Source organism: Arthrobacter sp. MA-N2 (assembly GCF_000517125.1).
Classification (GTDB): Bacteria; Actinomycetota; Actinomycetes; order Actinomycetales; family Micrococcaceae; genus Arthrobacter; species Arthrobacter methylotrophus.
Genome location: NZ_KI912155.1, coordinates 1,381,208 through 1,407,111 on the forward strand (window position 1 = coordinate 1,381,208; position 25,904 = coordinate 1,407,111).

Consider the following 25,904-nt stretch of genomic DNA (forward strand, 5'->3'; position numbering starts at 1 on the left):
GTCCGGCTAGCGGCCGGCGAGGGATCCGCCGATGCCGCCGACGCTGAAGTATTTGTTCAGGGTGGCGAAGACGATGATGGGCGGGAGCATCATGACGACGGCGAGGGCCATGACGCCGGACCAGTCGGTGAGGTTTTGCTGGAAGAAGGACTGCACGCCCACGGGGAGGGTGAAGATCTCGTTGGAGCGCAGGAACACGATCGCCACGAGGTAGTCGTTCCAGGCCAGGAGGAAGGCGAAAATCGCGGTGGACAGGATGCCAGGCAGCGAGTTGCGCAGCACCACTTTGGTGAACGATCCGAAGACCGAGCAGCCGTCGATCCACGAGGCCTCCTCGAGGCTGATCGGGATGGAATCGAAGTATGCCGCCATCATCCACGTGGCGACGGTCATTGTCGAGCCGACGTAGATGATGATCAGGCCGAGGAGGTTGTCCACGAGTCCCATGCCGGCGAAGAGGATGAACAGCGGCACCACGGAGGTAATGATCGGCAGCGACTGCATGACGAACAGCAGCAGGGAATAGCCCGAGACGGCTTTGGAGCGGCCGCGGGAGAGGACGTAGCCGGCAGGTGCCGCGACGGCGACGGCGACGATCACGGTGGACAGCGTGGTGATGAGGCTGTTGCTCAGCCAGGTGCCGGCGAGGGTTTTGGAGAAGACGCCGGTGATGTTTTCCAGTGTCAGGCCGGTCGCGGTGCTGTTCGGGCCCGGGGTCAGGGCCAGTATTACCGTGACCATGATGGGGACGAGGACGATCGCGGTGATGACGAGGATCAGGGCGAAGCGCCACCAGCGTCCTTGCATGCCTGCTTCTGAGAGGACGCGGCGGGTCTTTTCGGCTCCCGCGACGCCGAGGGCGGGTCCTGATTCGGGGTGGGCGTGGAGTACTGCGCTCATTATTCGACGCTCGACTTTCGGATCTGGCGGTACAGGAGGACCGACACGACCACGAGGGTGAGGGTCATGAGGAAGGCGATGGCGACGCCGGGTCCGGTCTGGAAGTCCTGGAAGACGCTGCGGTAGGCCAGGACCACGAGGGAAGTGGTGGCGTCGACGGGTCCGCCGCCGGTGAGGAGGTAGATGGTGGGGAAGTCGTTGACGCAGAAGATCGTCATCAGGATCCAGCTGATGTAGGTGGAGCGGGCGATCATCGGCAGCGTGATCTGGGTGAACTGCTGCCACTTGCTGGCGCCGTCCATGCTGGCGGCTTCGTAGACGGTGGTGTCCACGGAGGCCAACGCGGCGGAGATCATCATCATCATGAACGGGAAGCTGACCCAGACCTTGAAGACCATGACCATGACGGCCGCGAGGTGCGGGTCGGCCAGGAACAGCGGGGTGCCTAGTCCGAGGTTGCGGAAGATGGAGGGGATGAGGCTGTCCGGGGTGGCGACGAGCCAGTTCCAGGCCGTCGAGGACACCACGATCGGCACTACCCAGGGCAGAAGGAGCAGGACCTTGAAGGTGCCGCCCGCGGGGATTTTGGTGCGCAAGAGCAATGCCAGGCCCAAGCCCACCAGCCAGGAACCAAAGACACCGACGATGGTGAACCACAGGGTGAACTGGGCGGCCTTCCAGAAAGCGGGCGAGGAGAGGACGGTGGCGAAGTTGTCGACGCCGACGAAGTTGCCGGTGTCGATCAAGGAGCCGTCGTGGGTCGCTTGGACGCCGGCGTAGATCAGCGGGTAGCCGTTGATCAGGATAAGCAGGACGATGGAGGGCAACAGAAGCCAGAAAAAAGTCCGGCGGGTCTGGCCCGACAGTTTGCTCTTGCGGTTCACGTTCCCGACCCCGGACCCACCGGGGGCAACGCCCCGGCGGGCCCGGGCCAGGCTCGATTGTGTAGTGGTTGATGACATGGCAGGGGCCGCTTTACTTCTTGAGGACAGACTGGAGGCCGGTCTGGAAGGCCGTGAGTGCCGACTTTGCGTCGGTCTTGCCCGTGAGGATGGTCTGGGTGAACTGGTTGAGCGCCTGGCCGCCGTCGAGGACTGCGAGGTTGGCGTTGAGGGAGGTTCCCTGCGCGGCGAAGGTCTTCGCGATCGGCTGGTACTCCTTGACGATCTTCACGTTGTTGGGATCGCTGGCAAACTCGGGAAGCTCGGTGATGGATTTGAAGACCGGGAGCGCGTTCATGAGCTTCTGCTGCCACAGCTGCTTGAGCTGGCCCATGTAGTAGACCAGGAAGGCCTCCGAGGCGTCCTGGGAGGGAGTGTTCTTGTACATCATGATGTTGTTCGGGAACACCAGTGTGGCCTTGTCGCCGTGCGGACCGGCCATCGGGCTGGCCACCAGGAGGTCTCCCGAGGTGTCTCCCACGCGCTGCGGCACGCCGAGCACATACATGCCGAAGGCCGCCTTCTTGTTCTTCCACTGGGCATCGAGGTTGTCCGAGGTGTAGCTGACGGCCGCGGGATCGATGATGCCGTTGGAGACCAGTTCGAGCAGGAATTCGGTGGCTTCGACGTTGCGGTCGTTCATGACGTCCAGTTGACCGTCCTTGGTGAAGACGCCGCCACCGTTGTTGATCATCATCATGATCATCAAGTGGTTGCCGATGTTGTTGCCGGCGCCGGAGCCCGTAGCGAACCCGACTGCACCGATGCTCTTGAGTTTCTTGCCGGCGTCGAGCAGGCTGGGCCAGTCGCTCGGGACCGCAACCCCGGCCTGGTCGAAGAGGGACTTGCGGTACCACAGGGGGCGCATGTCCAGTTGCCACGGAACGGCGACGTAGCCCTTGTCGGACTTGAAGGGCTCCAGTACGCCCGGCAGGAAGTCGTCGAACTGGCCGTTCTTTTTGAGCGCGTCCACCACCTTGTCCGCGTAGGCGATCTGGCCCTGCTGGTCGAACTGGAACGCTTGGAAGCCGCCACCGGTGGACACTGCGGGGCCGGTTTTGGACGCGATGGCCGAGGAGAAGGTCTGGTAGAAGTTGTTCCACTGGATGATCTGGTAGCTGGCCTTGCTGTTGGCTCCGGAGAAGCCCTCGGTGACCTTCTTCGCGGCATCGTTATATGCCGGTGTGGCCCACGGCATGTCCCAGAACTTGATGGCGCCGCCAGCGGAGCTTGAGCTGGAGCCGCCTCCGCACGCTGCGAGCAGAGGGACAGCCGCTGCTGCCGCCGTGAGGCCGAGGAAGCCCCTGCGGGAGAAATTGCGGCTGGCTTCGGACTTAACATTCATGGTGATTCCTTTCGGGACCGCTGCGTGGTCTTCGCGTTTGGTGCGGTCTGGCTCGACGTCGAGAAGGCGAATGATTGCTTTTGGTGCGCGGTTGCTCGGTTGTGCTGCTTGCGGGTCTGAGGGCTCGGGTTCAGAACAGGTGTGCGATGGATTCCGTCAGCCGTGCAAAGCCAGCCAGGTCGGAGGGAAAGGTTCCGGCGTGGAGGTGCTCCTTGAGCCGGCGCCACGTAGCGCGATGTGCGGATTCGTACAGCGTGGGCAAAAGGATTTCGCCTTGGGGTCCGGTAGCCCGGACTTCCGCCGGCCACGCGGCAAGCGGTTCGGGGACTGCGACGCTGACCCCGCCGTCGTCGGTATAGAGACGGATCTCGACGCCGGCGGGACGGGCGTTGCTCAGCAGGCCCTGGAACGAAACCGGGGCACCGTTCGCGAGCCGGCCGGACATCGTGTAGCCGTGCGCGCCCCGGCGCAGGACGCGAAGCGCGTTCAACTGACCGGTGACGCGTACGACGGCGGCGAGATGCTCGGTCAGCAGCCGTTCCGGATCGCTGCCTACCGCGGCAGTGGCGACGGAATCCAGCATGGCCGCGCGCCCGGCGAGCGAGCGAACGGCGTCTTCGGCCGGAACCAGCGCCGGGTTGGACGCCCAGCGCTGGTCCAGGACAACCACGACGCCGGCGGTTTCAGCGGCGTCGAGCAGGGCTGCGGTGTTTTCCGGGACGGGATTGACGACGACGATGCCCAGCGCTCCGCCGTCGATCGCTTTGATCGCCTCGTTGGTCCAGCCCGGGGCGCCCTCGATGGCGGAAATCTGCGGAGCGGGCGTCGCCTCACTGGCGGGTTCGAAGCTGGCAGGCAGGGAAGCGACCGCGAGGGCCACAGCGCCGCTCTCTTCGGCGTCAGCCGTGGCCATGGCCGTGACGGTAACCGTGTACTGGGTGCTCATGAGCGGGCTCCTGCATGGCTGTTGGTGTGCTCGGCCGCGACCATATCCACTGTGGCGTCGGCGATGGCGATGGCGAAGGTGAGATCGTTGATAAGGCTTTCGGCGGACGGCGGTTGCTTGGTTCCGCGGGCCAGTTGGGCGAGTTCGCGCCATTCGCCCTCATATCCGTTGTGCTCGTACGGCCCGAAGGTGGTGCCCGTGGTGCCGCGGGTGATGGTCGCCACCGCGGATCCCGCCTGGACGTAGGAAGGAGTGAACTCCACGCGAAGGGCAGCATCGTCCGAGATCGCTTCGAAGGTCCATTCCGGCTTCCACGTCGTGTTCATGGCTGCGCGCAATTCGATGATCCGCTCATCTGCGCCCTGTTTTCCGGAACGAAGGGAGATCACGTAGCCGAAGGGCCGCACATGGCGTGCCTGCAGCACTTCGAGGTCTTCGAAATCCGGGGTGAATCGCCTGACGAGCGGCAGGTCGTGGATGGCGAGTCCCATGATTCCGCCGCGGAGTGCGTTCTTGATGAATTCGACGTCGCGGTAGTCGGGGACGCCTCCGGCAGGCCGGGTGATGATTTCGGTGGCGAAGTCTTCGAAGCGGGAATTGGGCGGGAGGACGATCGAGGAGCGGATGGTGTGGACGTTCTGCGGAAGATCGCCCCAATTGGCCTCGGCCGCGAGCCAACCCGGATCGAAAGTGTGCATGGCGCCTACGATGATCGGCACGCCGGTTTCCTCGCTGACCGCTGAAATCCGGGTTGCTTCTTCGTGGTTCATGGCGAAGGGCTTTTCGCAGAGGACCGCCTTCTTCCCTGCACGGCATGCGGCGATGACCTGGTCGGCGTGGAACTGGTGCGGGCTGCAGATCGCAACGATGTCGACGTCGGGATCGCCCAGGAGCGCGTCCATGCGGGTGCTGTGGTTGGCGCCGACGCGTGCTGCGACGGATTCGGCGACTCCGGCGTCGACGTCCATGATGTGGCGGACTTCCAGGATGTTCCGGAGCCGGGCGAGCGAGGGCAGGTGGATTGCTTGGGTGACCGGGCCCGCGCCAAGGATCCCGACGCCGAGGGGCTGCAGTGATCCTAACGGGGCTGCTTGTGAGTGGCTGGACAAGTTCAGTTACCTCTTCGTAAAAGGATTCTCCGAGGTTCACCGCGGCTGGGAGGCTACGTGACCCTTCTCACACATAACCTAAACCGACTTTTGTCGATGAGCAAGCAAAAGTTGAAAAACATTCGCCAATCTTTTGCTGCGTGACACGCATAAGCAATCGTGCTATCACTGATGCATGACCTCAGCACCCGAAAAAGCCCCTGGCAAGGACGGCTCCGTACAGGACGCCGGGAGCCTTTCGCGCGCAGGAGATCTGTTTCAGCTTCTTCGCGACGGCCACGCACGTACCCGGGCCGAACTCGCCATCACCACGGGACTGGCCCGGTCCACCGTCGCCTCCCGCATTGACGCACTCATGAACTCCGGACTCGTGGGCCCGGCCGGCGAGGCGAGCTCCAGCGGCGGCAGGCCGCCGTCGCGCTTTGCCTTCAACCCGGCAGCCCGCGTTGTCCTGGCGGTCGACGTCGGAGCGACGCACGTGATCGTAGCGGTCACCGACCTCGGAGGAACGATCCTGGCCGAGCGCCGCCTGGCGCAGGAAGTCGCCGACGGTCCGGATGTGGTGCTCGGCAGGGTAGTGAAGGAAGGGCGGGAGCTCCTCACCGAAACAGGCCGCGCCCTCGAGGACCTTGCCGGGATCGGTATCGGACTGCCCGGCCCCGTGGAACACGACACCGGCAGGCCGGTCAAACCGCCCATCATGCCCGGCTGGGACGGATTCGACGTGGTCCGCTACATGCAGCGCTCGCTGCCAGTCCCCGTCCTGGTGGACAACGACGTCAACATCATGGCCCTGGGCGAACGTACAGCGTATTGGCCGGACCACGACAACTTGCTCTTCATCAAAATCGCCACCGGCATCGGCGCAGGCATCATCAGCAGCGGCGAGTTGCAACGAGGCGCCAACGGCACCGCCGGGGACCTCGGCCACGTCAGGGTTCCCCGAGGCGACGACGTCCTCTGCCGATGCGGGAACTATGGCTGCCTCGAAGCGCTCGCCTCCGGGCCCGCCGTCGCCCGCCAACTACAGGCCCAAGGACTAGAGGCGAGCAATGGCGGCGACGTGCTGCGGCTCGTCGCCGAGGGAAACCTCCAAGCCATCCAGGCACTCCGGCAAGCCGGACGCGACGTCGGCGATGTCCTCGCAACCGTGGTGAACCTGCTCAACCCCTCCATGATCGTGATCGGTGGCAGCGTGGGTGAGGCCGGTGAACACCTCGTGGCCGGCATCCGCGAAGTGGTCTATCGACGCTCGCTGCCCCTGGCTACATCGCATCTGCGCATCGGCATCTCGATGGCGGGGGACCAGGCCGCGATTCTCGGCGCGAGCCAGATGGTCACGCAACACGTTTTGTCCCCGGCCGTGATTGAAGCCACGCTCCAAGCGACGGGCTGAGCTGCGTCTTTTGGCCGTCCGGAGCGGCATGCCGTGATAGCAATGAAGCTAATGGCTACTTTCCCCACCCTTCAGCGCATCCCATGACTGGTCAATTCCTCGCCAAAGTCCCACGAGGCTGGCTGATCCTCGCATGCATCGGCCTCATCGCCCTCAACATGCGCGGACCCTTTGTCGCGGTGGCACCGGTGGTGGATTCCCTGAAGCGGGACCTTGGATTCTCGCCAGTGGAACTCGGCCTCCTGACCGGCATTCCCGTGCTCTGCTTCTCGCTTGCGGCACCGTTGGCTTCGATGGCCGGGCGAAGGTTCGGTGCCGAATTCGCGGTGATGCTCACCCTCCTGGGTGTGCTGGCCGGCGTCGTCATCCGCTCCAGCGGCGGCGGTGTTCCGGTCATGGTGGGCACCGTCTTCATCGGCCTCGCTATCACCATCGGCAATATCGCGGTGCCGCTCATCATCCGCCGAGACTTCGCGCCGAGACGCCAGGCAGCCGCGATGGGTGTGTACACGGCGGCCCTGAACATCGGGTCTTTCCTGACCTCGGTGGCCACCGCCCCGCTCGCCGAACTTGTGGGCTGGCGGCTTGCCCTCGCGGCAAGTGCCATCCTGGCCTTGGCAGCCATCCTGTTCTGGATCCCCGCAGTGGGTGCCCGGAGGGCCTTCGTTCCGGCTCCTGTTCGGGCCCCCGACGGGTCGCGAGCCGGCAACGCCTCCGGCGTGGGCTGGCTGACCGTCGGCCTGACCCTCGGCTTCGCTGGCCAGGCCTTCTCTTATTACGGCGTGACGGCGTGGTTGCCCAGTTTCTTGTCCGATGAGCTGCACATGGGCACCGCACAGGCCGGGGCCGGGTCATCGCTCTTCCAGATCTTCGCGATCATGGGCGGCCTCGGCGTGCCGCTGCTTGCCCGGTTCACCAGCACGACGGCGGTGGCGGTCACCTTGAGCGGACTTTGGCTCACCGTGCCGTTGGGCTTGTTGCTGATCCCGGACTGGTGGTGGCTGTGGTCTTCCCTAGGTGGCGTGGCCCAGGGCGGCGGCATCACCGTCATCTTCATCGCCATCATCAGGTTCGCCCGCGACCAAGCTTCGGCGGGCAGGATGTCCGCCATCGTGCAAGGCGTTGGCTATTGCTTTGCCGCCCTTGCTCCAACCATCGTGGGCTATGTGCACGGCATTTCCGGCGGCTGGACCGTGCCACTCCTGGTCATCCTTGCTTCGGTCGCTGCGTTTTGCGTCTGCACCACTCTGTCCGTGCGTTGGGTGGCCCGGCAACGCTAGGTGCGCGCCGCCGTCGTCGTACACCCAACTGACTCGCAGTTGTTGTCGTTATGAGGCTTCAAAACGACAACAACTGCGAGTCAGTTGGGTGGTGAGGGGTTCAAGCGGCTACGAGTTCTTCCTTGGTGGCTTCCTCGCGGGCTTCCGTGAGGTAGCGTGCGTAGGCCGGGATGGTCAGGAAGGTGGGGAATTCTTCGGCGAGGGTGACTTCTTCGAAGATGCTGCGGGCGTCGTTGAAGCGGTCGTCGTCGAAGCGTTCCAGGCGTGCGAACTCTTCGTCCAGGAGGTCGTTGATCCACTCGCGGGTGATGAGTTCTCCGGTGTCGGTGATGGCGTGGGAGTAGATCCATTGCCAGAGCTGGGATCGGGAGATCTCGGCGGTGGCGGCGTCTTCCATGAGGTTGTGGATGGCCACGGCGCCGTTGCCGCGCAGCCAGGACTCGATGTAGCGGATGCCCACTTCGATGTTGTTCCGGATGCCGGTTTCGGTGATGGTGCCCTCGGTGGAGGCGATGTCGATCAGGGCACGGTCGTCGGGGGTGACGTCCTCGCGTGAGCGGTCCAGTTGGTTCGGGCGGTCCCCGAGTACGCCGTCGAACACTTCGCGGCAGACCGGAACCAGGTCCGGGTGCGCAACCCAGGAACCGTCGAAGCCGTCGCCGGCTTCGCGGGTCTTGTCCGCCCGGACCTTTTCGAACGCTGCCGTGTTGGCTGCCTCGTCTTTGCGGTTGGGGACGGCGGCGGCCATGCCGCCGATCGCCATGGCGCCGCGGCGGTGGCAGGCCCGGACGAGTTGCTCGGTGTAGGAGCGCATGAACGGCTGGGTCATGGACACCTGGGCGCGGTCCGGCAGCACGAAGCGGGGGCCACGGGTGCGGAAGTTCTTGATCACGGAGAAGATGTAGTCCCAGCGGCCGGCGTTCAGGCCCGAAGCGTGATCGCGCAGTTCGTACAGGATCTCCTCCATTTCGAACGCCGCGGTGATGGTCTCGATCAGCACCGTGGCGCGGATGGTGCCCTGCGGGATGCCGAGCAGGTCCTGGGCCTGGATGAAGATGTCGTTCCAGAGGCGGGCCTCGAGGTGGTTCTCGATCTTGGGCAGGTAGAAGTACGGGCCTTTGCCCTGTGCCAGGAGGCGGCGGGCGTTGTGGAAGAAGAACAGACCGAAGTCCACCACGCCGCCGGCAACGGGCTTCCCGTCGATGAGCATGTGCTTCTCCGGCAGGTGCCAGCCGCGGGGCCGGACCACGATGGTCGGCAGCTCCTCGGCGGCGCGGAGCTTGTACTCCTTGCCTTCGGGGCTGGTGAAGTCGATGCGGCGTTCCAGGGCGTCCGTGAGGTTCAGCTGGCCCTGGATGACGTTGCGCCAGGTAGGGGTGGAGGAGTCTTCCATGTCGGCCAGCCACACCTTGGCGCCGGAGTTGAGCGCGTTGATGGTCATCTTCCGGTCAACGGGTCCGGTGATTTCCACGCGGCGGTCTTCCAGTCCCGGGGCCGGGGGAGCGACACGCCAGTTCGGATCGTTGCGGATGTCCGCGGTTTCCGGGAGGAAGCGGGGATCCTGGCCGGCGGCGATCTGGCCGCGGCGGGTGTGCCGGGCCTGCATCAGTTCCTGGCGGCGCTCCGCCGTCGCGCGGTGCAGGGCCGCGACGAACTCCAGGGCGTCCGGGGTGAGGACCTCGTTCTGCCGGTGAATGGGCTGGGCGGTCAGCGTGATGCCGTTGATCGTGCAATTGTCGGTGAAGCTGTTCATGGGAGTGGCTCCTTGAATGGTTCCCAACTGACTCGCAGTAGGTGTCGTTTTGAGGGCTCAAAACGACACCTACTGCTACCTAGTTGGGGAAAGGGTGTGGGCTAGTGGAACTGGCCTTCTTCGGTGGATCCCACCAGGGCCAGGGTGGATGCGTTCGGATTGAGCGCAGTTGCAATGTCGTCGAAGTAGCCGGTGCCGACTTCGCGCTGGTGCTTGGTTGCGGTGTAGCCGCGGGACTCGGAGGCGAATTCCTTCTCCTGGAGTTCGACGTAGGCGCTCATGCCTTCACGGGCGTAGCCGTGGGCGAGGTCGAACATCGAGTAGTTCAGGGCGTGGAAGCCGGCCAGGGTGATGAACTGGAACGTGAAGCCCATGGCGCCGAGTTCACGCTGGAACTTCGCGATGGTGGCGTCGTCCAGGTGCTTGCGCCAGTTGAACGACGGCGAGCAGTTGTAGGAGAGCATCTGGTCCGGGAACTCGGCCTTGACGGACTCGGCGAACTTGCGGGCCAACTCAAGGTCCGGGGTGCCCGTTTCCATCCAGATGAGGTCCGAATACGGGGCGTAGGCCTTGGCACGGGCGATGCAGGGTTCGATGCCGTTACGGACCTTGTAGAAGCCCTCCGCGGTACGGACCGGCTGTCCCCCTTCGCGGAGGATGAATTCCTGGTCCCGCTCGTCGACGTCGGAAGTGATCAGCGTGGCTGCCTCGGCGTCGGTGCGGGCGATGATCACCGAAGGCGTGCCAGCGACGTCGGCCGCGAGGCGGGCGGCGTTCAGCGTCCGGACGTGCTGCTGGGTGGGGATGAGGACCTTGCCGCCGAGGTGCCCGCACTTCTTTTCCGAGGCGAGCTGGTCTTCCCAGTGCACGCCTGCGGCGCCGGCCTGGATCATGGATTTCATGAGTTCGTAGGCGTTCAGCGGGCCGCCGAAACCGGCTTCGGCGTCGGCGACGATCGGGACGAGCCAGTCCCCGACGGTCTGGATTCCTTCGGAGAACTCGATCTGGTCGGCACGGAGCAGCGCGTTGTTGATCCGGCGCACCACTGTGGGGACCGAGTTGGCCGGGTAGAGCGACTGGTCCGGGTAGGTGTGGCCGGAGTTGTTGGCGTCGGCGGCGACCTGCCAGCCCGAAAGGTAGATGGCCCGCAGCCCGGCCTTGACCTGCTGCACGGCCTGGTTGCCGGTCAGCGCACCCAAAGCATTGGTGTAACCGCCGGTGGCAGCCTCCTCCGTGAGCTGCTTCCACAGCTTCTCGGATCCGCGCCTGGCCAGGGTGTGCTCTTCGGAGACCCGGCCGCGGAGACGGACGACGTCGGTGGCCTTGTAATCGCGGGTGACGCCTTCCCAACGCGGGCTGGCAGCCCATTCGAGCTCCAGTGCGGCGGCCTGCTCGGTTGCTGTCTGCTGAGTGGGCTCAAATGCTGCGGTCATTGTTCTGTCTCCCTTGACGCTACTGAGTGTGATTCCCTCCCGGGGCCGGCCCTCACTGCGCCATTGCAGTTCAGGCCGGTTGGTCCCGAGCGGTATTTCTTTCCGTGGTTCTTACTTTTCAGCAATTCCAAGGGGCTATCTAGAGGAAACGTATGGAAAGAAATGCACTTCTTCGCGTATCCTCAAGAAATGTCACCTGTGAGCTGGAACCGCGAAGTACCACCGCCGTCGTCGTCCGCTTCCACCGCCGAACTGGACGTCATCAGCCTGGGCCGCCGCGTGCGGTATCTGCGCAAGCAGGCCGGGCTGACCCTCGACGACGTGAGTGCCGCCGTCGGGACCGCTCCTAGCCAGCTGAGCCTCATTGAGAACGGCAAACGGGAACCCAAGCTGGGCCTACTGAAGCAGCTCGCAGCCGCCCTCAATGTGGGCATCGACCAGTTGCTCGGAGCGGAGCCGCCCAGCCGCCGCGCCGCCCTGGAAATCGAGCTGGAACGGTACCAGCGCGGGCCCCTGTATGAATCGCTGAACCTGCCGAAAATCCGCGTCAGCGCGCGGCTCCCGCTCGACGTGCTGGAGTCGCAGGTAGGGCTCCTGCAGGAGCTTGAGCGCAAGCTCAACGAGCAGATCGCGACGCCGGAAGAGGCCCGCCGCGCGAACGGTGAACTACGTGCCATGATGCGTGAGCGCGGCAACTATTTTCCGGAGTACGAGGCCGAGGCGCAAAAGGTGCTCAAGGGCGTCGGATATACCTCGGGTCCCTTGAGCCAGCACGTCATTGCGGACATCGCCGAACACCTCGGATTCACGCTGCACCACGTGGGTGATTTGCCCCATTCCACCCGTTCAGTGACCGATCTAAAGAATCACCGAATTTATCTCACGCAAAGCCAGCGGCAGGACCACGATCCCCGTTCGGTGCTCCTTCAAGCCCTCGGACACTACGTCCTGGGCCACGAGACGCCCAAGAGCTACGGGGACTTCTTGGCGCAACGGGTCGCCACCAACTATTTCGCCGCGGCGCTGCTCCTGCCCGAGCACGCCACCCTGGAGTTCCTGCAGAAGGCGAAAGCCGCCAAGGAGATCGCCGTCGAGGACATCCGGGACGCCTTTGCCGTCTCCTACGAAACCGCTGCGCACCGCTTCACCAACCTGGCCACAAAACACTTGGGCATCACCACGCACTTCCAGAAAACCCACCAGAGCGGCATCATCTACAAGGCCTACGAGAACGACGGCGTAGCCTTCCCTCAGGACCACACGGGTGCGATCGAAGGGCAGCCGGCATGCAAGGCATGGACTTCGCGTGCCGTGTTCGACGTTCCGGACAAGTTCAGCGCCTACAGCCAATACACGGACACCGTCTCGGGCACCTATTGGTGCACCGCTCGCACGGAGCGCTCGGCGGCCGGGGAGTTTTCGCTCAGCATCGGGGTGCCGTACCAGCACGTGAAGTGGTTCCGCGGGAGGGAGACGACGGCGCGGGCTACCTCCACGTGTCCGGACCCGAACTGCTGCAAGCGCCCGCCGGCGTCGTTGGCTTCTTCCTGGGCAGGCAACGCCTGGCCGTCCGCCCGCGCCCACTCACACCTGTTGGCCGCCATGCCACCCGGCGCGTTCCCCGGCGTCGACGAGACCGAGGTCTATGCGTTCTTGGAAGCGCACTCGGGATAGTTTTTGCGTGGGGCTGTTGCTTGGGACGCGTCACGCCACGCAACTTTTCGGATTCCTTGGGGTTGAACCACCCCGGAATTCCGCGGATTGACCCATGAGGTGGACCCAAAAACTCGCCTGGTGTGACGCCGCATCGCCACAACCTTGGTCACAGCTTTTGCTCCTTCAGTTTCGGAGGGACATGACCCAGGACAAAGCCGCATCGCGTCGAGGCTCGGATGGGTCTATCAGCCGGAGTGTGTCCACGAGCCGGACGCGGTCGATGAGGGACGCCTCTATGAGCGCCAGAACGAACGCATGGTCCTTGGGGCGTGCCGCAATGAGCTTCGCCGCGCAAAGATCGTAGGGATCCAAGCAAAGCCCGGTGCTGTTCCGGGTCCGCTCATTGCGCACCCCGACCAAGCGGTACTCCCAGTCGGCAGGAAGCACCGCGGTCTCCCTTTCGACGGCCTGGACATAGAACCCGAACTCGTTGTGGAACGGCGACCACTCGCCAAGCGCCGAATCGATGCTGTCCGCGAGAGTGCCGGCGTCGTCATCGGAAAACGGGGCGATGTCGACGGCATCCGACATGGTGATTGCCGCAGGCAACTGGTCCTCCGTGAAGGACCCCAAAATTGACTGGCTGCCGATCACGATCACCCGGTCGCCGTGAATGATGTCGGTAGCAGCGCGGATGGCGTGCTCAAGATCTTCGCGGCGCATGGCTGTACCGTACCCCCGCGCAGCCCGATTGTCAGTACCCGCCCCGTCCCCGTTCGCGCTCAGCCAGCAGGGTCGCCACTTTTTCGATGAGTTCGTATGGCACTGGCTTCCCGAGGGGAAACTTCAACGTGCCCTTGGGCGCCCGGAAAGGGGCTATTTCCCGCTCGAAGTCCTCGCCGCCGTCGGGCACTGGATAGACCGAAATATGGTGCTTCCACGCGGCGAAATACACCACGTAGTGGCCGTCGAGCGTGATGGTCGGGATCCCGTAACTGATCCGGTCGCTGGCTCCGGGTACCACTGCCAGGGTCCGGCGTCGGATCTCGTGAAGGATGGGTTGCACCTCGTCTGGCTGGGACGCGACGTAATCATCCACGGATTCAAGGTGCTGCGCCACAAGCCCTCCTCCAATACTTGCCGCTCGGTTATGGGCATAGCTTGCCCCATTGCGTGGCGCACTGCCAGAGGGGCGCTCCCCGGCGTCGGCGCGCTTCGAAGGCACCGCCGTCGTCAGCTTTACGGGAACGACCAATATGACCGAAACGCCAGCCGCTATGTTACCCAGCGGTATGGTGGCGACGGCGCGGCCGGTGGCTGCGGCAAGCCCAGGAAGGTTCATCGATGAGCACCCAGCAAGCAGCGCCCCAGCGTGAGGCAGCCCGGACGCGCAAGGCCGTCGGCAATATCCTCAAAGGCTCGGCCGGCAACCTTGTGGAGTGGTATGACGTGTACATCTACACGGCGTTCTCTGCCTATTTCGCATCCCATTTCTTCAGTTCCAAAGACCCGCTGCAGAGCAATTTGGAAGCCATGGCCGTTTTCGCCGTAACCTTCCTGATGCGCCCTATCGGCAGCTGGTTCTTCGGCCGCTATGCCGACCGCAAGGGCCGCAAGGCCGCCCTGACGGTAAGCGTCACCATGATGTCCGCGGGGTCCTTCGCCATCGCCATCCTGCCCACCAAGGACGTGATCGGAGGGTGGGCACTGGTGCTCCTGATCCTGATCCGGTTGATCCAAGGGTTCTCCGTGGGCGGCGAATATGGCACCAGCGCCACCTACATGTCCGAGGCCGCAACAGCCAAGCGCCGGGGCTTCTTTTCCTCCTTCCAGTACGTCACTCTGATCGGTGGTCAGATGCTGGCCCTGTTGGTCCTCGTCATCCTGGAACAGGCGCTCGGCAAGGAAGCTTTGACCGGATGGGGTTGGCGCATTCCGTTCCTCATCGGGGGCGTTGCCGCGTTGATAGTTCTTTGGCTCCGACGCTCCATGGAGGAAACGATTTCCGCGGAGCAGACTGCTGCGGCCACGGCTCCTGCGGGCGGCGAGGCCCAGCCTGGCACCCTGAAGCTGCTTTTCACCAAGCACTGGCGCTCACTGCTGATCTGCATCGGCGTGACCCTGGGCGGCACGGTGGCGTTCTACACGTACACCAACTTCATCCTGTCCTTCATGCAAAACACCAGCGGCATCGCCAAGGAGACCAGCAGCCAGATTAACTTCTGGGCACTGCTGATCTTCATGTGCCTGCAACCGGTCTACGGCATGATTTCGGACAAGGTCGGCCGCAAGCCGCTTCTCCTATGGTTCGGCATACTCGGGGTGCTGTGCACTTGGCCGCTGTTGTCTGCGCTGGGCGGAACCACGGACCCGTTCGTGGCCTTCCTTTTGATGATGGGCGGACTGCTGATTGTGGGAGGTTACACCTCCATCAATGCCTTGGTGAAGGCCGAGCTCTTCCCCTCGTCCATCCGCGCGCTTGGCGTGGGCCTTGGGTACGCGATCGCCAACTCGCTATTCGGCGGAACGGTTCCCTTGGTGGGTGCTGCCCTCCAGAAAGCCGGCCAGGTGGAGGTCTTCTTCACCTACGTCACCGTGGCCATCGGCATTTCCCTGCTGGTCTACCTATTCGCCCTGAAGAACAAGAATTCCACCCACCTGGACGAGGAACAGGGGAGCGCCTTCGGCTCCCCCCGCGCGGACGACAACTCACGTGCTGATGATCAGGACTCCGTCAGCGCCTGACTTTTTGGCGCCCGACGGCGGGTGGTTGGCATTCGAACGCCGGCCACCCGCCGTCGTCGTCCCCTCTCCCTCCCGACGTTCGCTCACTTGTGTGGGGTTTAGGGGCGACGCTCACTCACGTCTGCTGAGCGAGCCTCTCTGCGGGAGCATAGGTGACGAGGGACCAACCAGTATGCGTGCGGATCCATGATTCTTTGTTCCTCGATGCGAGAATAGGGGAGGCTCCGCGGTTTGCAAGCGGGACCACCAACAGTGCTAATACAGCGGGGCGCCGTGCCCATTCCGGCCGCCTGCGCGAACCACTACGAACGGACAATCGAATATGTCAGCTCCAGAATCCCAGACCCTCACCAAACCCGCGCCTCGTTTCGCGTCGATCGGCTCCCCGTACTTTGGCATCATGCTGGCATGCATGGCCGTGGTGGTGATTCTCTCCAACATTGGCGCGGCCAAAGGGGTCGCCTTCGGTCCGATCATTACAGACGGCGGCTTCTTCCTGTTCCCGCTCGCCTACATTCTTGGCGATGTCATGAGTGAAATTTACGGCTTTAAGGTGGCCCGAAAAGCGATCATCACCTCGTTCGCCCTATCGGCGTTCGCATCGCTCTGCTATTGGATCATCATCGCGCTGCCCGGTTTCAACGACGATTACGGGACCGCCAAACAGGCCGCCATTGAAGGCGCGCTGGGTCCGGTTCCGCAGATTGTCCTAGCTTCGCTGCTTGCTTTTTTCGCGGGCCAGACCATCAACTCCCTCATCCTGGTCAAAATGAAAGCCCGTTCGGGCGAACGCACCCTCTGGGCCAGGCTCATGGGTTCATCCGGTGTGGGGGAGTTCGTGGACACGCTCATCTTCTGTAGCATTGCGTACTCGGTGATCGGCATCACGGACTTCGGAGGTTTCGTCAATTACCTGGTGGTCGGCTTCGTCTACAAGGTGGGAGTGCAGTACATCCTCGTGCCTGTCACGTCCTTGGTCATTGGCTGGATCAAGAAGCGCGAGCCCAGCTACTGGGCCTGAGCAAATCGCGACATAGGTGAGCGGGCGTCCGGTCGGAAGGTGACATAGGTGCGGGAGCGTTCCGGCAAAGCACGACGGCGGTTGGCTCAGGGGAACCGCAGGGAAGTCCGGTAGCTTCAGAGGATGAAGCTGGGAAAAGCCGTGCTGACGGCCGAGAATCTTGTTGCGGGCTATGGTGAGCACGCCGTGTGTGGGCCGCTCGACGTCGAAGTTTTCTCCGGGCAGGTGCTCGGGATGGTCGGCGAAAACGGGGCCGGCAAGTCCACGCTGCTTCGCACGATGATCGGCGCGCAGGCCGCGATCGAAGGCGATGCCCAAGTGCTCGGCTTGATGCCGGACGACCGCTCGGCCCTGTTCCGCAGCAAAGTCTCGGTGCTCCTGGACGAGGATGCCTACTTCGATTCCCTCACGGTCCGCGAGCACCTTTCCTTGGTGGCCCGGGGGCATGGACTTCCCAACCCCGATGCAGCGGTGGAGGGCGAGATCGACTTCTTTGAACTCCGAACCGTAGCGGACGCGTTTCCCGATCAGCTTTCCTCCGGACAGCGGCGCAAGCTGCTCCTCGCCTCGGCCTTCATCCGGCCCTTCGAGTTGCTGGTATTGGACGAGCCCGAACAGCGGCTCGATACCCGCATGCGCGGCCTGCTCGCGCAGCGGATTGCCCGGACGGCCAAGAAGAATGCGGCTGTGGTCATGGTTACCCACGATGCGGACGTCGCCCAGGTCGCGTGCACGCGGGCCGTGATTGTCGACGACGGCGGTGCGCGGGTGGTCGGCACGGACGAAGCCGTGGCGAGGATCCGCAGGTGAACATGTCCACTGTTGCGACGGCGCAACCGGAGTTCGTCGACTTCGACCCCGAGCGTGCCACACGCAAGGTCATCAGACCGCGCGGTCAGTCCCTGCTTTCCAGACTCAACGAGCTGTACGTCCAATTCCTGACCTTCGGCGTCGCCCTGATCTACGCGACAGGCCTGCTCAACGGGCTTACCGCTGCGGCGAATCATGGCTTCGGAGGCCATCTGGTTTCGGACAACTACGGAGTGGTGCCCGTGGAGTACGGTTTGGTTGCCGGGTTTGGTCTCCTGGGCATCGCAGCCTTTTGGATGGCCAGCCGGCTCGGGCCACTAGCCATCACGGCGAACCAGCGGCATTGGTGGTACTCGCTGGCCATCAATCGCGAACCCCTTCTAGCGCGAGGCTTGCGTCGCGCCATCCTGGCGGCCGCCGTCGTCGGCGCCCTCGCGACTATTCCCGTAGCGATCATCAGTGGCTCGAACGCGACGGTGTTTGCCGGGCGTATCCTGACGGGTGCGCTGACCGGGGCGGCGATCCTGGCACTCGCGGCTTTCGCCCAGACGCGTTCAGCGGCGTCGGCCGGGCAACGCGGGCCGACAAAGTGGGTGTTGGCGGCTGCCTCGGCGGCACTCGGGGCGATGCTGTTCGGGACGTTGCAGGGAAACTGGATCCTCGCGATCGCGCCTGCGGTGGCCTTGATGGCTGCGGCTGCGGGCATGCGAAACAAACTCTCCACCGTCCGTACGACCTCGCTGCTCAAGGCAGGCTCCGCAAGGGGACATGTCCAGGCAGCGCTGACGCTGATGGATAGCGGGGAGCTCAGCGCCTCGCTTTCCAGCGGTGGCAAACGGAGCAGGTTCAGGCTCCCCGGTACGCCAAGTAGTGCAGCTGGCGCGCTCTTCCACGCGGAGGCAACCGTGCTCGCCCGGCAGCCCGGCCGGCTGTGGCGCTGGGGACTGGGTCTCGCCGTCATTCCCTTGACCGGGCTGGTCCGGACGTTCGATTCGCCCATCATCCTCCTTCCCGTGTTGCTTGCCGCGGCGATCTTCTCTGCCACTGCGGCGGCGGGGCCACTCTGGCAGCTGCGCATGGCTCCAAGCCTCGACGCGCTCCTCCCGATTTCCAGGACAGCTTCGCGCTGGGTCCACGTCGCATTGCCGGTCTTGCTGATGTCGTTGTGGACGACGGCGGCTGCCGGATTCTTCGTGCTGGCTGGCGGTTTCCGCGTGGAGCTCCTCGTCCTGGGAGCGGCGGCGGGCTGTGGTCTGGGTGCTGGAATGCTGCGACGCGCATTCCGCCAGCCGGAAGACCTGACCAAGCTGGTGTACCTCATGCAGCTTGGACGGAGCGGGCCTGCCATGCTGGGAACCAGGATCCGAGGCTACGTGCTGTGCCTCTTCGCCGTGGTCCCACTGGCCTTGGGCATGCTTTTCAACGCCCCCGAGGTCCTGGTGACGCCCGCCGTCGTGCTCAATGTGGTGCTCCTAGTGATCGGCGTGACGATGGCGGACCGTCCCTGAGCGTCTCCCCGGCGCGAGCTCGCCGGAACCGTGCCGGCTCGCCGGAACTTTCCGGCGACCAGGGCGCGTTCCGGCGAGCTCGACGGCGGCAGGCTGGTTTGGCGGCAGGCTAACGGCGGAGGGCCTTCAGTATGCGGCCCTTGAATTCCTCCTCGCGAAAGAGATGCTTCCACTCCACACGGACGAAGCGCCAACCATTCTCGCTAAGGGCCTTCTCCCGGCGCCGCTCCTGGAAAATCACCTCGGCTGTTGGCTTGAAATCGAAGTACTTGATCTCGCCGTCGAATTCCAACGCGACCTTTGCCTCCCGCCAGGCAAAGTCGAGCCGATGCCGACCTGCCCGGCTCTGCACCTCAACCTGCGGTTCAGGCATCGGCAACTTCAGCCGCGAGATGAGTTCCCGACACAAGGTTTCGCCGGCCGACTCGGATCGCGGATCAGCGTTCGCCAGGGCCTGTCGAAGCTTCCTGATGCCGCGTCGGCCATCCAATGCCTCGGCCATGGCCTGCATTAGCGCACGATCAGCGCCAAGCCTCAGTGCATGATCCATGAGCACCAGCCCGTGCCTGTAGCTGAGTAGCATGGCGCAATCCACCACCGTCCGCTCCAAGGACGTGACCCGCAAGTTCCCGATTGTCACAATGTCCGTCTCGGTGAAAGGCCTGGTGTGACCGCGGACGTCCTTGCCAAGGCGCTCGCTGGAGGGCCGCACCCGCAGCAGGATGTGGATGAGGTCGTCAACATTCCAGAGGAACAGGCGGTGCAGCCGCGCCGCCGAGGTGTGGCTATATACGTAGTCTCCCGTCGACGTCGTGAGCGTTCCATGCGCATGGGCGTAAATCAATTGAGTACTACGGATCCAGGCGGATTGTTTCGCCCAGAGCGCGGCCCGAATGTAGCAGCCATACCGTAGCCGGACCAGCTGGCCGCGACGCACCAAGAGCAGGATTGCACGGGAATTGAGGCCGTGTGCGTGAAGTTGATCGGTGCGCCAAAGGTTTCCCTTGTCCGGGAGCGAAAGCGGCTGGGAAGGCGTCATTGATCCAGCCTTGTTCGCCGGCTGGGCCAACGGAAGCTGCTTGCTCGGCTATGTGGAAAACGTGGGGTCGCCGGAACAGTGCCGGGACGCCGGAACGCTCCGGCGAAACGGCACCGTTCCGGCGATCTCGGCGGGAGCTGCGACGGCTAGGAGTAGTACCGCCCCAGGGTCTCGCCCTTGAACTCGAAGAAGTCCCCGGATTCAATAGCCAACCGCGCGTCGTCCACCATCTTCACTACGAAGCGCTCGTTGTGGATGGAGATGAGCGTGGCCGAGACCATCTCGTGGGCCTTGTACAGGTGGTGGATGTACGCCCGCGAATAGTTGGCGCAGGTGTAGCAGTCGCAGCCGTCCTGCAAGGGTCCGAAATCCTTCTTGTAGCGTGCCCCGGAGAGGTTGAACCGTCCAGACGGCGTGTAAAAGGCCGAATTGCGGGCCACCCGGGTGGGGGAGACGCAATCGAAGGTGTCGGCGCCGTTTTCGATGGCCGTAAAGATATCGTCCGGCTCGGAGATGCCGAGGAGGTGCCGCGGCTTGTTTTCGGGAAGTTCCTCGTTGCACCAACGCACAATGGTGCCGAGGTTCTCCTTTTCCAAGGCGCCCCCGATACCGAATCCGTCAAAGGGCATCCCGCCCAGGTCCCGGCAGGCCTTGCGGCGGAGGTCCTCGTACTGCGCGCCTTGAATGACGCCGAACAGGGCTTGGTACGGCTTCCCCACCCGCTCCGCAGTCAGCCGCTCGTGCTCGACGACGCAGCGCTCGGCCCAGCGACGTGTCCGTTCCAACGACTCCTCTTGGTAGCCACGGGAGTTCTGCAGCGTGGTCAACTCGTCGAAGGCGAACATGATGTCTGCGCCGATCTGGTGCTGCACCCGCATGGAGATCTCGGGCGAGAAACGGTGCCGGTCCCCGTTCAGGTGCGATTTGAACCAGACGCCGTCCTCGTCCACATGCGCCAGCCGCTCTTTGCCTGGGGCCACGGCGTCGTCAGGACCGGACATGTCCACCGAGGTCATGTCGATGACCTTCTTGAACCCCGAGCCGAGGCTCATCACCTGGAAGCCGCCCGAGTCCGTGAACGTGGGCCCGTCCCAGTTCATGAACGCACCGAGGCCGCCGGCCGCGTCCAGGATTTCCGGACCAGGCTGCAGATACAGGTGGTACGCATTGGCCAGCAAAGCCTGTGCGCCGAGCTCCTTCATGGATTCGGGCAGCACCGCTTTGACCGTGGCTTTCGTCCCGACGGCGATAAACGCGGGCGTCTGGATCTGGCCGTGCGGCGTGGTGATGGTGCCGGTGCGGCCCAGGAACTCCCCGCGCTCGCCGTCGTGACGGCTGCCGCCGCCGTCGTTTGGCTCACGCTGGACCGACGACGGCGGGCGCGTCTCGCTGAGTCGCGCGCCCACCTCGAAGGAGAACGTGGACTGCTGGGCAGCGGCCGGGGCAGGACCGGACGCGGAAGGGGGCAAGGAGGAATCGGCTGGCACCGTTACAGTCTGCCAGCCCCAAGGCGCGAATCGTCAGTGCGAATGGACCTCTGTGGGGTAGTTCTCAGCCTTCCAGCTATCCCAGTGCGAGCGGATCGAGTCCAGGCTGCCGGCACCCAAGTCGTAGGTCGAAGCGATGACGATAGTGCCGCCGTCGGGCCTCTTTTCCGGAATGACAGGCTGGTCGGCCACAATCAGCAGCCCGTCCCCGTGCTCTGCATAGCTGTGCACGGTGAGGCCCACCTGGTGGTTGCTCCGGAACCAGACCTTGCCGGAAATGGCCTCGCCCGTCGGCAGGGTCAGGGAGTAATCCTCGCCGGGAGACGGGACGTCGGACAGGCCGAGCTTCTGGAGCCCCGAACCGCTACCGCCGGGCAACGAAACGAAATGCGTACGCCGGTGTCCGTGCGGATGGCGTTCGAGGGCGAATCGGAGCTGCTGCAGGAACGTCAACCAACCCTGGGTGATGTCCTCGTCCCAAGCGGCCCACTCGGAATCGTGGTCCAAGGCCGCCCGCGTCACGCGGACCTCGGTGCCTCCGCTGACGGGAGTGAGCTCGAAGACGTCTCCGCCATTGACGGTCAGAGATGTGTGCGCCGGACCCTCAACTACGTTGGTGGTGAAATAGATTTGGTTGATTTCGTCGCCAAGCTCGTCGGCTTCCCAGCCGTGCCATTGAGCCACGAGCGACGGTTCGCGCAGCGAAGTCCAAACTTGCTGCGCGTCGGCATTAATCACAACGCTCAGATTGTTCGTCATGGCCCGAATCTACCGCCGTTGGAGCGAACACGACAGGTCTTGTGAAATCCTCCGATAGCGCTTAGGCGCGCACGGCCTCGAGTTCGTTCGCGATCCGGTGATCGAGTTCACCCACGCCGAGGGTGTTCGAGCCCCCGTGCGCGCGCAGGAACAGCAGGGTTTCGAGCCGAAGTAGCCGCCATTCGCGCTCGGCGTCGCGATTGCCGTTGTCGATGGAGCGGAAGATTTCCTTGTCATACAGATTCGGTTCGTTGAGCCCGCGCTGCCGGACTTTGGCGGCGATCCGGGCCTTGAACGGGTCTGTCTCCAGCGTGTCCTGCGCTTGCAGGAGCTGGTCGTAGACCTCTGCGCGCTCCGTTTGGCCGAGCTCGCGGCAAATGAAGCTCGAAAGGGCGAGGGCGCGTTCAACGGACATCCACCGATCGCGGTTTCCGTCGTAGGGAAGCACATTGAGGATATCGGCCACGGCCAGGGCGTTGTCCGGATCCCGCAGCTCGATGAAGAGATCGTGCGCCAGATCGCTCACATCCCGCAGGCAGCTTCCCGATTTCGTGTTGATGCCCTTCACGAGCCGTTCGCTGAGGACCGCGACGCCGTTCCTGCCGGGGTGCGCTTCGGCAGCGGCGGCCACCACGTCCTCGGGAGAATCGCTCGGCACCGGGATCAGCGCGAGCTGAGCGGGACCCGGCACAAGAGACCCGCTGACAGTGGGCGCCACGGCTGGCAGCGGAGGCACGACGACGGCGGGAATCGCCTCTGCGGGCGCGTCACCTTCGTTGGAAGCTGCGTCGTCGGGGGCGGCAACTGCCTCGCCCACCGGCACGCCGGACCCGACTGCGATCCGCACTTTACCGCCAGCGATGGTGGTCACCAAGATGAGTGCGGGAACGCCAAAGTCGTCCTGTTCGACCTCGATGTGGGTGATTTCCTCCGCGGGACCATCTCCGGGGAGGAACAGGTAGTCTCCGACTTGCAGGGCCCCAGCCTGCTTTTCACGGTACTGCTGGTCGGCTGGGCTGTGAGTCATCGGAAGTCCTTTGGTTCTCTTGGGGTCCGCCCAACAGTCTATAAAACCCCACCGAACAAGTGGGGGAGGCAGCTACTGACTGACGGTGCGGCTACTGTCCGACCCCAGCGAAAGCCAGGGCCTGGCGGACCAGGTTGCTGCGTCCGCCGCTGAATTCCTGCTGGACGTCGTCGCCCAGGATCTCCTGCGGGGTCATCCACGTCAGCTCGAGGGCGTCCTGGCGCGGTTCGCACTCGCCTGTCACAGGGATGACGTAAACCAGGGACACGGCGTGTTGGCGGTCGTCCGTGAAGCCGGTCTGCGACGGCGCCGGGAAGTACTCGGCCACCGTGAACGGCACGGGACTGACAGGCAATTGCGGGAAGGCGAGAGGCCCGAGGTCCTTCTCCATGTGCCGCAGCAGCGCTGCCCGGATGGTTTCGCGGTAAAGCACACGGCCGGAAACGAAGGACCGGACCATGGTGCCGTCGGCATCGCCCTGAAGCAGGGTGCCCACCTCGTTGACGAAGCCGAGCGGATCCAAACGCACGGGAACCGCCTCAACATAAACCATGGGGAGGCGGCCGCGGGCTTCGAAGAGGTCTTCATCGGAAAGCCAGCCGGAGTAGGGGTCAGGGGTACGAACACTCATGGTTAAGTTCTACCCCATCCCTTGCTGTTCCGAGGCTTAGCAATCAGACAGCCCAGGATTGCGTCGAGCCCAAAGCCGGGGACGCTCGCTCACCTTTGGCGCTAATTCGGGCGGCGCTCGCTCACATCTATGTCCCTATCCCGACGCATCTGCGGGATCTGAGGGAGGGTTGGGCTAGGGGTGGGTATAGGTGAGGGAGGGTTGGGCTAGGGGTGGGTATAGGTGAGGGAGGGTTGGGCTAGGGAGCCTGGGCCACGGTGGTGGTGCCGTCGCGCGGGGTGGGGATCGTCAGGACCGAGCCGACCATGGCTGAGCCGACGCCCGCGGCGGCGAGCCGGGTATCCAGGGCCGCGAGGTCGCCGTCGTACTCGAAAGCGAGGCCGCCTGCGGCAGTTTCCGCGGATTCCCGGACCACAAGGATGCCGCCGTTCTTCGTAGTGAAATCCGCGGCGCCAGTGGACATGTGCCGCGGCCGCGCGCCGATGTTGCGTAACTCCCGCGCGGCTTGCTGAACGTCCGGGGTGAGCCAGGTCCCGACGACGGCGAGTCGCGGATCCGCTTCAGGGCTGGTGCTGCGGCTGGCCGCCCTGTCTGCGAGGAAGCGGAAGCCGTCCTGCGCGACGATACGGACGGCCTGGCCATGATCGGCGTCGATCAGCTCGGCCCGGGTTCCGTCCGCCGTGGTGCGGCGCGCAAACTCGGCCAGATCCCCTACTTCGACGCCGAACACCGTTGTGCCGTCGTCGGGCGAGCCAAGGGCCGTGCGGTGCAGGGCGATCCGGCCCGCGCCGGAATCGAACTCCACCCAGCCGCCGTGGTCCGCGACGCACACGAGGCCCAGCGCCGTAAGAAGGCGCTTCCAGCCAGCGATGTCGGAGGTGAACTGGATGGGGCGGACGCGCAGCATGGATCCTCCGGGACATAGCTCGAGTGGGCTTTCGTCTCAGCCTAGCTCGCACCAGAATGGGGCCATGGCTGTTGAACTTGAAGAACTGATCGTCAAAGACGCTGCCGAATGGCGGTCCTGGCTCGAAAAGAACGGCGCCGATAGCCCCGGCGTGTGGCTCGTACTGCACAAAAAGGGCGGCAACGTGACGGAACTGGATTACGCCGCTGCTTTGGATGAGTGCCTCTGTTTCGGGTGGATCGACGGCCAAGGCAGAAGGCGCGACGACGAGAGCGTCTTCCAGCGCATGACCCGCCGCGGCCCTAAAAGCCCTTGGTCCAAACGGAACGTTGCACACGTTGCCCGTTTGGAAGCCGAAGGGAAGATGACCGCCGCCGGCCGGGCCGCCGTCGAGGACGCAAAGGCCGACGGGCGCTGGGAGGCCGCCTACGTGGGTCAAGCGGATGCGGAAGTCCCCGAGGACCTCGCTGCCGCCATCGCCGCCGTTCCCGAAGCCCAGGCCATGTTCGATGTCCTGACGGCGGTCAACCGCTATTCCCTGATCTACCGCACCAACGCGGTGAAGAAGGCGGAGACCCGGGCCAGGAAGATTGCCGGCTTCGTGGAGATGTTGGCGCGGCAGGAGACCCCGCATCCGCAGAAGAAAAAGCCCGCGGTGGCAGAATAGCCGGAGAGTTACCCGGGGGTTTCCCGGGCCAGGGCAGCGAGCCATTCAGGGGTGTCCTCGCCGAGCCGCTTGTCGAGTGTGACCCTGGCCTTGGCTGCGGCGATCTGGACCTTGCGGTCCTCGGGGCTCACTGAGGCGGGACGCTGCGACTGCGTAACGGTGGGGGTTTCAGATGCCTTGGCCGCTGCCAGGAGGGCATCTTCCGTGCCGACTTTGAGGAGCTCGAGTTCCTCCCGGGACGCGAGCTCGCTTTGGCCCAGAATTTCGATGGCTTTCTGGCCCATCCCGGCCTCGGAGCGGCTGCGGGACCGGGATGCGTCCAGCGCCCATTGAGCCCGACGCCACCATTCGGACCTGTTGTCCGCCCGCGCCTTCTGCCGCAGGGACAGCAGGCCCACCACCGCGGCAACGATCGCCGCCACGAGGACCGCGAGTGGGCTGAGCGCACTGACGATCTGCCACCATTCCGCGGGCGGAGCGACCACTGTGACAGGCAACGGACTCGGTGAAGGGTTCACGCCTCCAGACTAGGCCTCGGCACTGA

General features: G+C 64.3%; 24 protein-coding genes. 8 read left to right on the forward strand and 16 right to left on the reverse strand.

What is annotated here, in order from left to right; translation table 11 throughout:
- Positions 1–6: 6 nt before the first annotated feature.
- The 5 genes from A3M3_RS0107085 to A3M3_RS0107105 form a co-directional block, all read right to left on the reverse strand.
- Positions 7–900, reverse strand: a complete 894-nt coding sequence (locus tag A3M3_RS0107085) for a carbohydrate ABC transporter permease (RefSeq protein WP_028265762.1) — start codon at positions 898–900, stop codon at positions 7–9.
- The gene (locus tag A3M3_RS0107090) at positions 900–1,862 is read right to left on the reverse strand and encodes a carbohydrate ABC transporter permease (RefSeq protein WP_028265763.1); all 963 of its coding nucleotides are present in this window, start codon (positions 1,860–1,862) and stop codon (positions 900–902) included. The genes A3M3_RS0107085 and A3M3_RS0107090 overlap by 1 nt, the downstream gene beginning before the upstream one ends.
- 13 nt (positions 1,863–1,875) lie before the next feature.
- Entirely contained in the window at positions 1,876–3,186 is a 1,311-nt protein-coding gene (locus A3M3_RS0107095) for an ABC transporter substrate-binding protein (RefSeq protein ID WP_028265764.1), read from the reverse strand.
- A gap of 130 nt (positions 3,187–3,316) precedes the next feature.
- Positions 3,317–4,132 carry a hypothetical protein gene (locus tag A3M3_RS0107100; RefSeq protein ID WP_028265765.1) on the reverse strand — a complete coding sequence of 272 codons (816 nt, stop codon included), beginning with the start codon at positions 4,130–4,132 and terminating at the stop codon, positions 3,317–3,319.
- Positions 4,129–5,247 (reverse strand): Gfo/Idh/MocA family protein, encoded by a 1,119-nt coding sequence (locus tag A3M3_RS0107105; protein ID WP_442853114.1) that lies wholly within the window; start codon positions 5,245–5,247, stop codon positions 4,129–4,131. Before A3M3_RS0107105 ends, A3M3_RS0107100 begins: the two co-directional genes overlap by 4 nt.
- Positions 5,248–5,416: 169 nt before the next feature.
- On the opposite strand from A3M3_RS0107105, the gene A3M3_RS0107110 reads away from it, so the two are divergent.
- Together A3M3_RS0107110 and A3M3_RS0107115 are read left to right on the forward strand one after the other, a co-directional pair.
- Positions 5,417–6,637, forward strand: a complete 1,221-nt coding sequence (locus A3M3_RS0107110) for an ROK family transcriptional regulator (protein WP_028265767.1) — start codon at positions 5,417–5,419, stop codon at positions 6,635–6,637.
- 83 nt (positions 6,638–6,720) lie between these two features.
- Entirely contained in the window at positions 6,721–7,917 is a 1,197-nt protein-coding gene (locus A3M3_RS0107115; RefSeq protein ID WP_028265768.1) for an MFS transporter, read from the forward strand.
- A gap of 100 nt (positions 7,918–8,017) precedes the next feature.
- On the opposite strand, the gene aceB is transcribed toward A3M3_RS0107115, so the two are convergent.
- Both aceB and aceA read right to left on the reverse strand, forming a co-directional pair.
- On the reverse strand, positions 8,018–9,670 hold the full coding sequence (gene aceB, locus A3M3_RS0107120) for a malate synthase A (protein WP_028265769.1): 1,653 nt from the start codon (positions 9,668–9,670) through the stop codon (positions 8,018–8,020).
- Positions 9,671–9,771: 101 nt separating this feature from the next.
- Positions 9,772–11,103, reverse strand: a complete 1,332-nt coding sequence (gene aceA, locus A3M3_RS0107125) for an isocitrate lyase (protein ID WP_028265770.1) — start codon at positions 11,101–11,103, stop codon at positions 9,772–9,774.
- Between the two features lie 162 nt (positions 11,104–11,265).
- Here aceA and A3M3_RS0107130 point away from each other — a divergent pair, with 162 nt between their 5' ends.
- The gene (locus A3M3_RS0107130; protein ID WP_028265771.1) at positions 11,266–12,777 is read left to right on the forward strand and encodes an XRE family transcriptional regulator; all 1,512 of its coding nucleotides are present in this window, start codon (positions 11,266–11,268) and stop codon (positions 12,775–12,777) included.
- Positions 12,778–12,942: 165 nt separating this feature from the next.
- Here the strand turns inward: A3M3_RS0107130 and A3M3_RS0107135 are convergent, their stop codons facing one another.
- Together A3M3_RS0107135 and A3M3_RS0107140 are read right to left on the reverse strand one after the other, a co-directional pair.
- Positions 12,943–13,482: a DUF6036 family nucleotidyltransferase gene (locus A3M3_RS0107135; RefSeq protein ID WP_028265772.1), complete on the reverse strand. Its 540-nt coding sequence runs from the start codon at positions 13,480–13,482 to the stop codon at positions 12,943–12,945.
- Between the two features lie 31 nt (positions 13,483–13,513).
- The gene (locus A3M3_RS0107140) at positions 13,514–13,879 is read right to left on the reverse strand and encodes an iron chaperone (RefSeq protein WP_028265773.1); all 366 of its coding nucleotides are present in this window, start codon (positions 13,877–13,879) and stop codon (positions 13,514–13,516) included.
- A 224-nt stretch (positions 13,880–14,103) separates the two neighbouring features.
- Here A3M3_RS0107140 and A3M3_RS0107145 point away from each other — a divergent pair, with 224 nt between their 5' ends.
- The 4 genes from A3M3_RS0107145 to A3M3_RS0107160 all read left to right on the forward strand — a co-directional run bounded on the left by A3M3_RS0107145 (position 14,104) and on the right by A3M3_RS0107160 (position 18,843).
- Positions 14,104–15,504: an MFS transporter gene (locus tag A3M3_RS0107145; RefSeq protein WP_028265774.1), complete on the forward strand. Its 1,401-nt coding sequence runs from the start codon at positions 14,104–14,106 to the stop codon at positions 15,502–15,504.
- A 322-nt stretch (positions 15,505–15,826) separates the two neighbouring features.
- Complete coding sequence (locus A3M3_RS0107150) at positions 15,827–16,525, forward strand: queuosine precursor transporter (RefSeq protein ID WP_028265775.1); 699 nt, start codon at positions 15,827–15,829, stop codon at positions 16,523–16,525.
- Between the two features lie 123 nt (positions 16,526–16,648).
- A complete protein-coding gene (locus A3M3_RS0107155; RefSeq protein ID WP_028265776.1) occupies positions 16,649–17,335 on the forward strand; it encodes an ABC transporter ATP-binding protein in 687 nt (228 codons plus the stop codon).
- 2 nt (positions 17,336–17,337) lie between these two features.
- Complete coding sequence (locus tag A3M3_RS0107160) at positions 17,338–18,843, forward strand: DUF6297 family protein (protein WP_155854307.1); 1,506 nt, start codon at positions 17,338–17,340, stop codon at positions 18,841–18,843.
- A 109-nt stretch (positions 18,844–18,952) separates the two neighbouring features.
- On the opposite strand, the gene A3M3_RS0107165 is transcribed toward A3M3_RS0107160, so the two are convergent.
- The 6 genes from A3M3_RS0107165 to A3M3_RS0107190 all read right to left on the reverse strand — a co-directional run bounded on the left by A3M3_RS0107165 (position 18,953) and on the right by A3M3_RS0107190 (position 24,693).
- A complete protein-coding gene (locus A3M3_RS0107165) occupies positions 18,953–19,882 on the reverse strand; it encodes a type IV toxin-antitoxin system AbiEi family antitoxin domain-containing protein (protein ID WP_028265778.1) in 930 nt (309 codons plus the stop codon).
- A 146-nt stretch (positions 19,883–20,028) separates the two neighbouring features.
- Positions 20,029–21,369, reverse strand: coding sequence for a tRNA guanosine(34) transglycosylase Tgt (gene tgt / locus A3M3_RS0107170; protein WP_028265779.1), 1,341 nt, complete (start codon positions 21,367–21,369; stop codon positions 20,029–20,031).
- Positions 21,370–21,402: 33 nt separating this feature from the next.
- Positions 21,403–22,128, reverse strand: coding sequence for an SRPBCC family protein (locus A3M3_RS0107175; RefSeq protein WP_028265780.1), 726 nt, complete (start codon positions 22,126–22,128; stop codon positions 21,403–21,405).
- Positions 22,129–22,189: 61 nt separating this feature from the next.
- On the reverse strand, positions 22,190–23,155 hold the full coding sequence (locus A3M3_RS0107180; RefSeq protein ID WP_028265781.1) for a DUF6707 family protein: 966 nt from the start codon (positions 23,153–23,155) through the stop codon (positions 22,190–22,192).
- A 91-nt stretch (positions 23,156–23,246) separates the two neighbouring features.
- The gene (locus A3M3_RS0107185; protein WP_028265782.1) at positions 23,247–23,786 is read right to left on the reverse strand and encodes an NUDIX hydrolase family protein; all 540 of its coding nucleotides are present in this window, start codon (positions 23,784–23,786) and stop codon (positions 23,247–23,249) included.
- A gap of 238 nt (positions 23,787–24,024) precedes the next feature.
- Positions 24,025–24,693 carry a glyoxalase/bleomycin resistance/dioxygenase family protein gene (locus A3M3_RS0107190; protein WP_028265783.1) on the reverse strand — a complete coding sequence of 223 codons (669 nt, stop codon included), beginning with the start codon at positions 24,691–24,693 and terminating at the stop codon, positions 24,025–24,027.
- A 64-nt stretch (positions 24,694–24,757) separates the two neighbouring features.
- Between A3M3_RS0107190 and A3M3_RS0107195 the strand changes: the two genes are divergently transcribed.
- Positions 24,758–25,360, forward strand: coding sequence for a YdeI/OmpD-associated family protein (locus A3M3_RS0107195; protein ID WP_028265784.1), 603 nt, complete (start codon positions 24,758–24,760; stop codon positions 25,358–25,360).
- An 8-nt stretch (positions 25,361–25,368) separates the two neighbouring features.
- Here A3M3_RS0107195 and A3M3_RS28775 read toward each other — a convergent pair whose 3' ends face one another.
- Positions 25,369–25,878 (reverse strand): hypothetical protein, encoded by a 510-nt coding sequence (locus A3M3_RS28775; protein ID WP_231497200.1) that lies wholly within the window; start codon positions 25,876–25,878, stop codon positions 25,369–25,371.
- Between the last annotated feature and the right edge of the window lie 26 nt (positions 25,879–25,904).

Coding starts and splice junctions, on each gene's coding strand:
- A3M3_RS0107135 (WP_028265772.1), bottom strand. CDS start 13,482: ATGCGCCGCGAAGATCTTGAGCACGCCATCCGCGCTGCTACCGACATC.
- A3M3_RS0107165 (WP_028265778.1), bottom strand. CDS start 19,882: ATGACGCCTTCCCAGCCGCTTTCGCTCCCGGACAAGGGAAACCTTTGG.
- A3M3_RS0107150 (WP_028265775.1), top strand. CDS start 15,827: ATGTCAGCTCCAGAATCCCAGACCCTCACCAAACCCGCGCCTCGTTTC.
- A3M3_RS0107090 (WP_028265763.1), bottom strand. CDS start 1,862: ATGTCATCAACCACTACACAATCGAGCCTGGCCCGGGCCCGCCGGGGC.
- A3M3_RS0107175 (WP_028265780.1), bottom strand. CDS start 22,128: ATGACGAACAATCTGAGCGTTGTGATTAATGCCGACGCGCAGCAAGTT.
- A3M3_RS0107110 (WP_028265767.1), top strand. CDS start 5,417: ATGACCTCAGCACCCGAAAAAGCCCCTGGCAAGGACGGCTCCGTACAG.
- A3M3_RS0107145 (WP_028265774.1), top strand. CDS start 14,104: ATGAGCACCCAGCAAGCAGCGCCCCAGCGTGAGGCAGCCCGGACGCGC.
- A3M3_RS0107095 (WP_028265764.1), bottom strand. CDS start 3,186: ATGAATGTTAAGTCCGAAGCCAGCCGCAATTTCTCCCGCAGGGGCTTC.
- A3M3_RS0107180 (WP_028265781.1), bottom strand. CDS start 23,155: ATGACTCACAGCCCAGCCGACCAGCAGTACCGTGAAAAGCAGGCTGGG.
- A3M3_RS0107115 (WP_028265768.1), top strand. CDS start 6,721: ATGACTGGTCAATTCCTCGCCAAAGTCCCACGAGGCTGGCTGATCCTC.
- A3M3_RS0107130 (WP_028265771.1), top strand. CDS start 11,266: ATGCACTTCTTCGCGTATCCTCAAGAAATGTCACCTGTGAGCTGGAAC.
- A3M3_RS0107160 (WP_155854307.1), top strand. CDS start 17,338: ATGTCCACTGTTGCGACGGCGCAACCGGAGTTCGTCGACTTCGACCCC.
- A3M3_RS0107155 (WP_028265776.1), top strand. CDS start 16,649: ATGAAGCTGGGAAAAGCCGTGCTGACGGCCGAGAATCTTGTTGCGGGC.
- aceB (WP_028265769.1), bottom strand. CDS start 9,670: ATGAACAGCTTCACCGACAATTGCACGATCAACGGCATCACGCTGACC.
- A3M3_RS0107195 (WP_028265784.1), top strand. CDS start 24,758: ATGGCTGTTGAACTTGAAGAACTGATCGTCAAAGACGCTGCCGAATGG.
- A3M3_RS0107100 (WP_028265765.1), bottom strand. CDS start 4,132: ATGAGCACCCAGTACACGGTTACCGTCACGGCCATGGCCACGGCTGAC.
- A3M3_RS0107190 (WP_028265783.1), bottom strand. CDS start 24,693: ATGCTGCGCGTCCGCCCCATCCAGTTCACCTCCGACATCGCTGGCTGG.
- aceA (WP_028265770.1), bottom strand. CDS start 11,103: ATGACCGCAGCATTTGAGCCCACTCAGCAGACAGCAACCGAGCAGGCC.
- A3M3_RS0107085 (WP_028265762.1), bottom strand. CDS start 900: ATGAGCGCAGTACTCCACGCCCACCCCGAATCAGGACCCGCCCTCGGC.
- A3M3_RS0107185 (WP_028265782.1), bottom strand. CDS start 23,786: ATGAGTGTTCGTACCCCTGACCCCTACTCCGGCTGGCTTTCCGATGAA.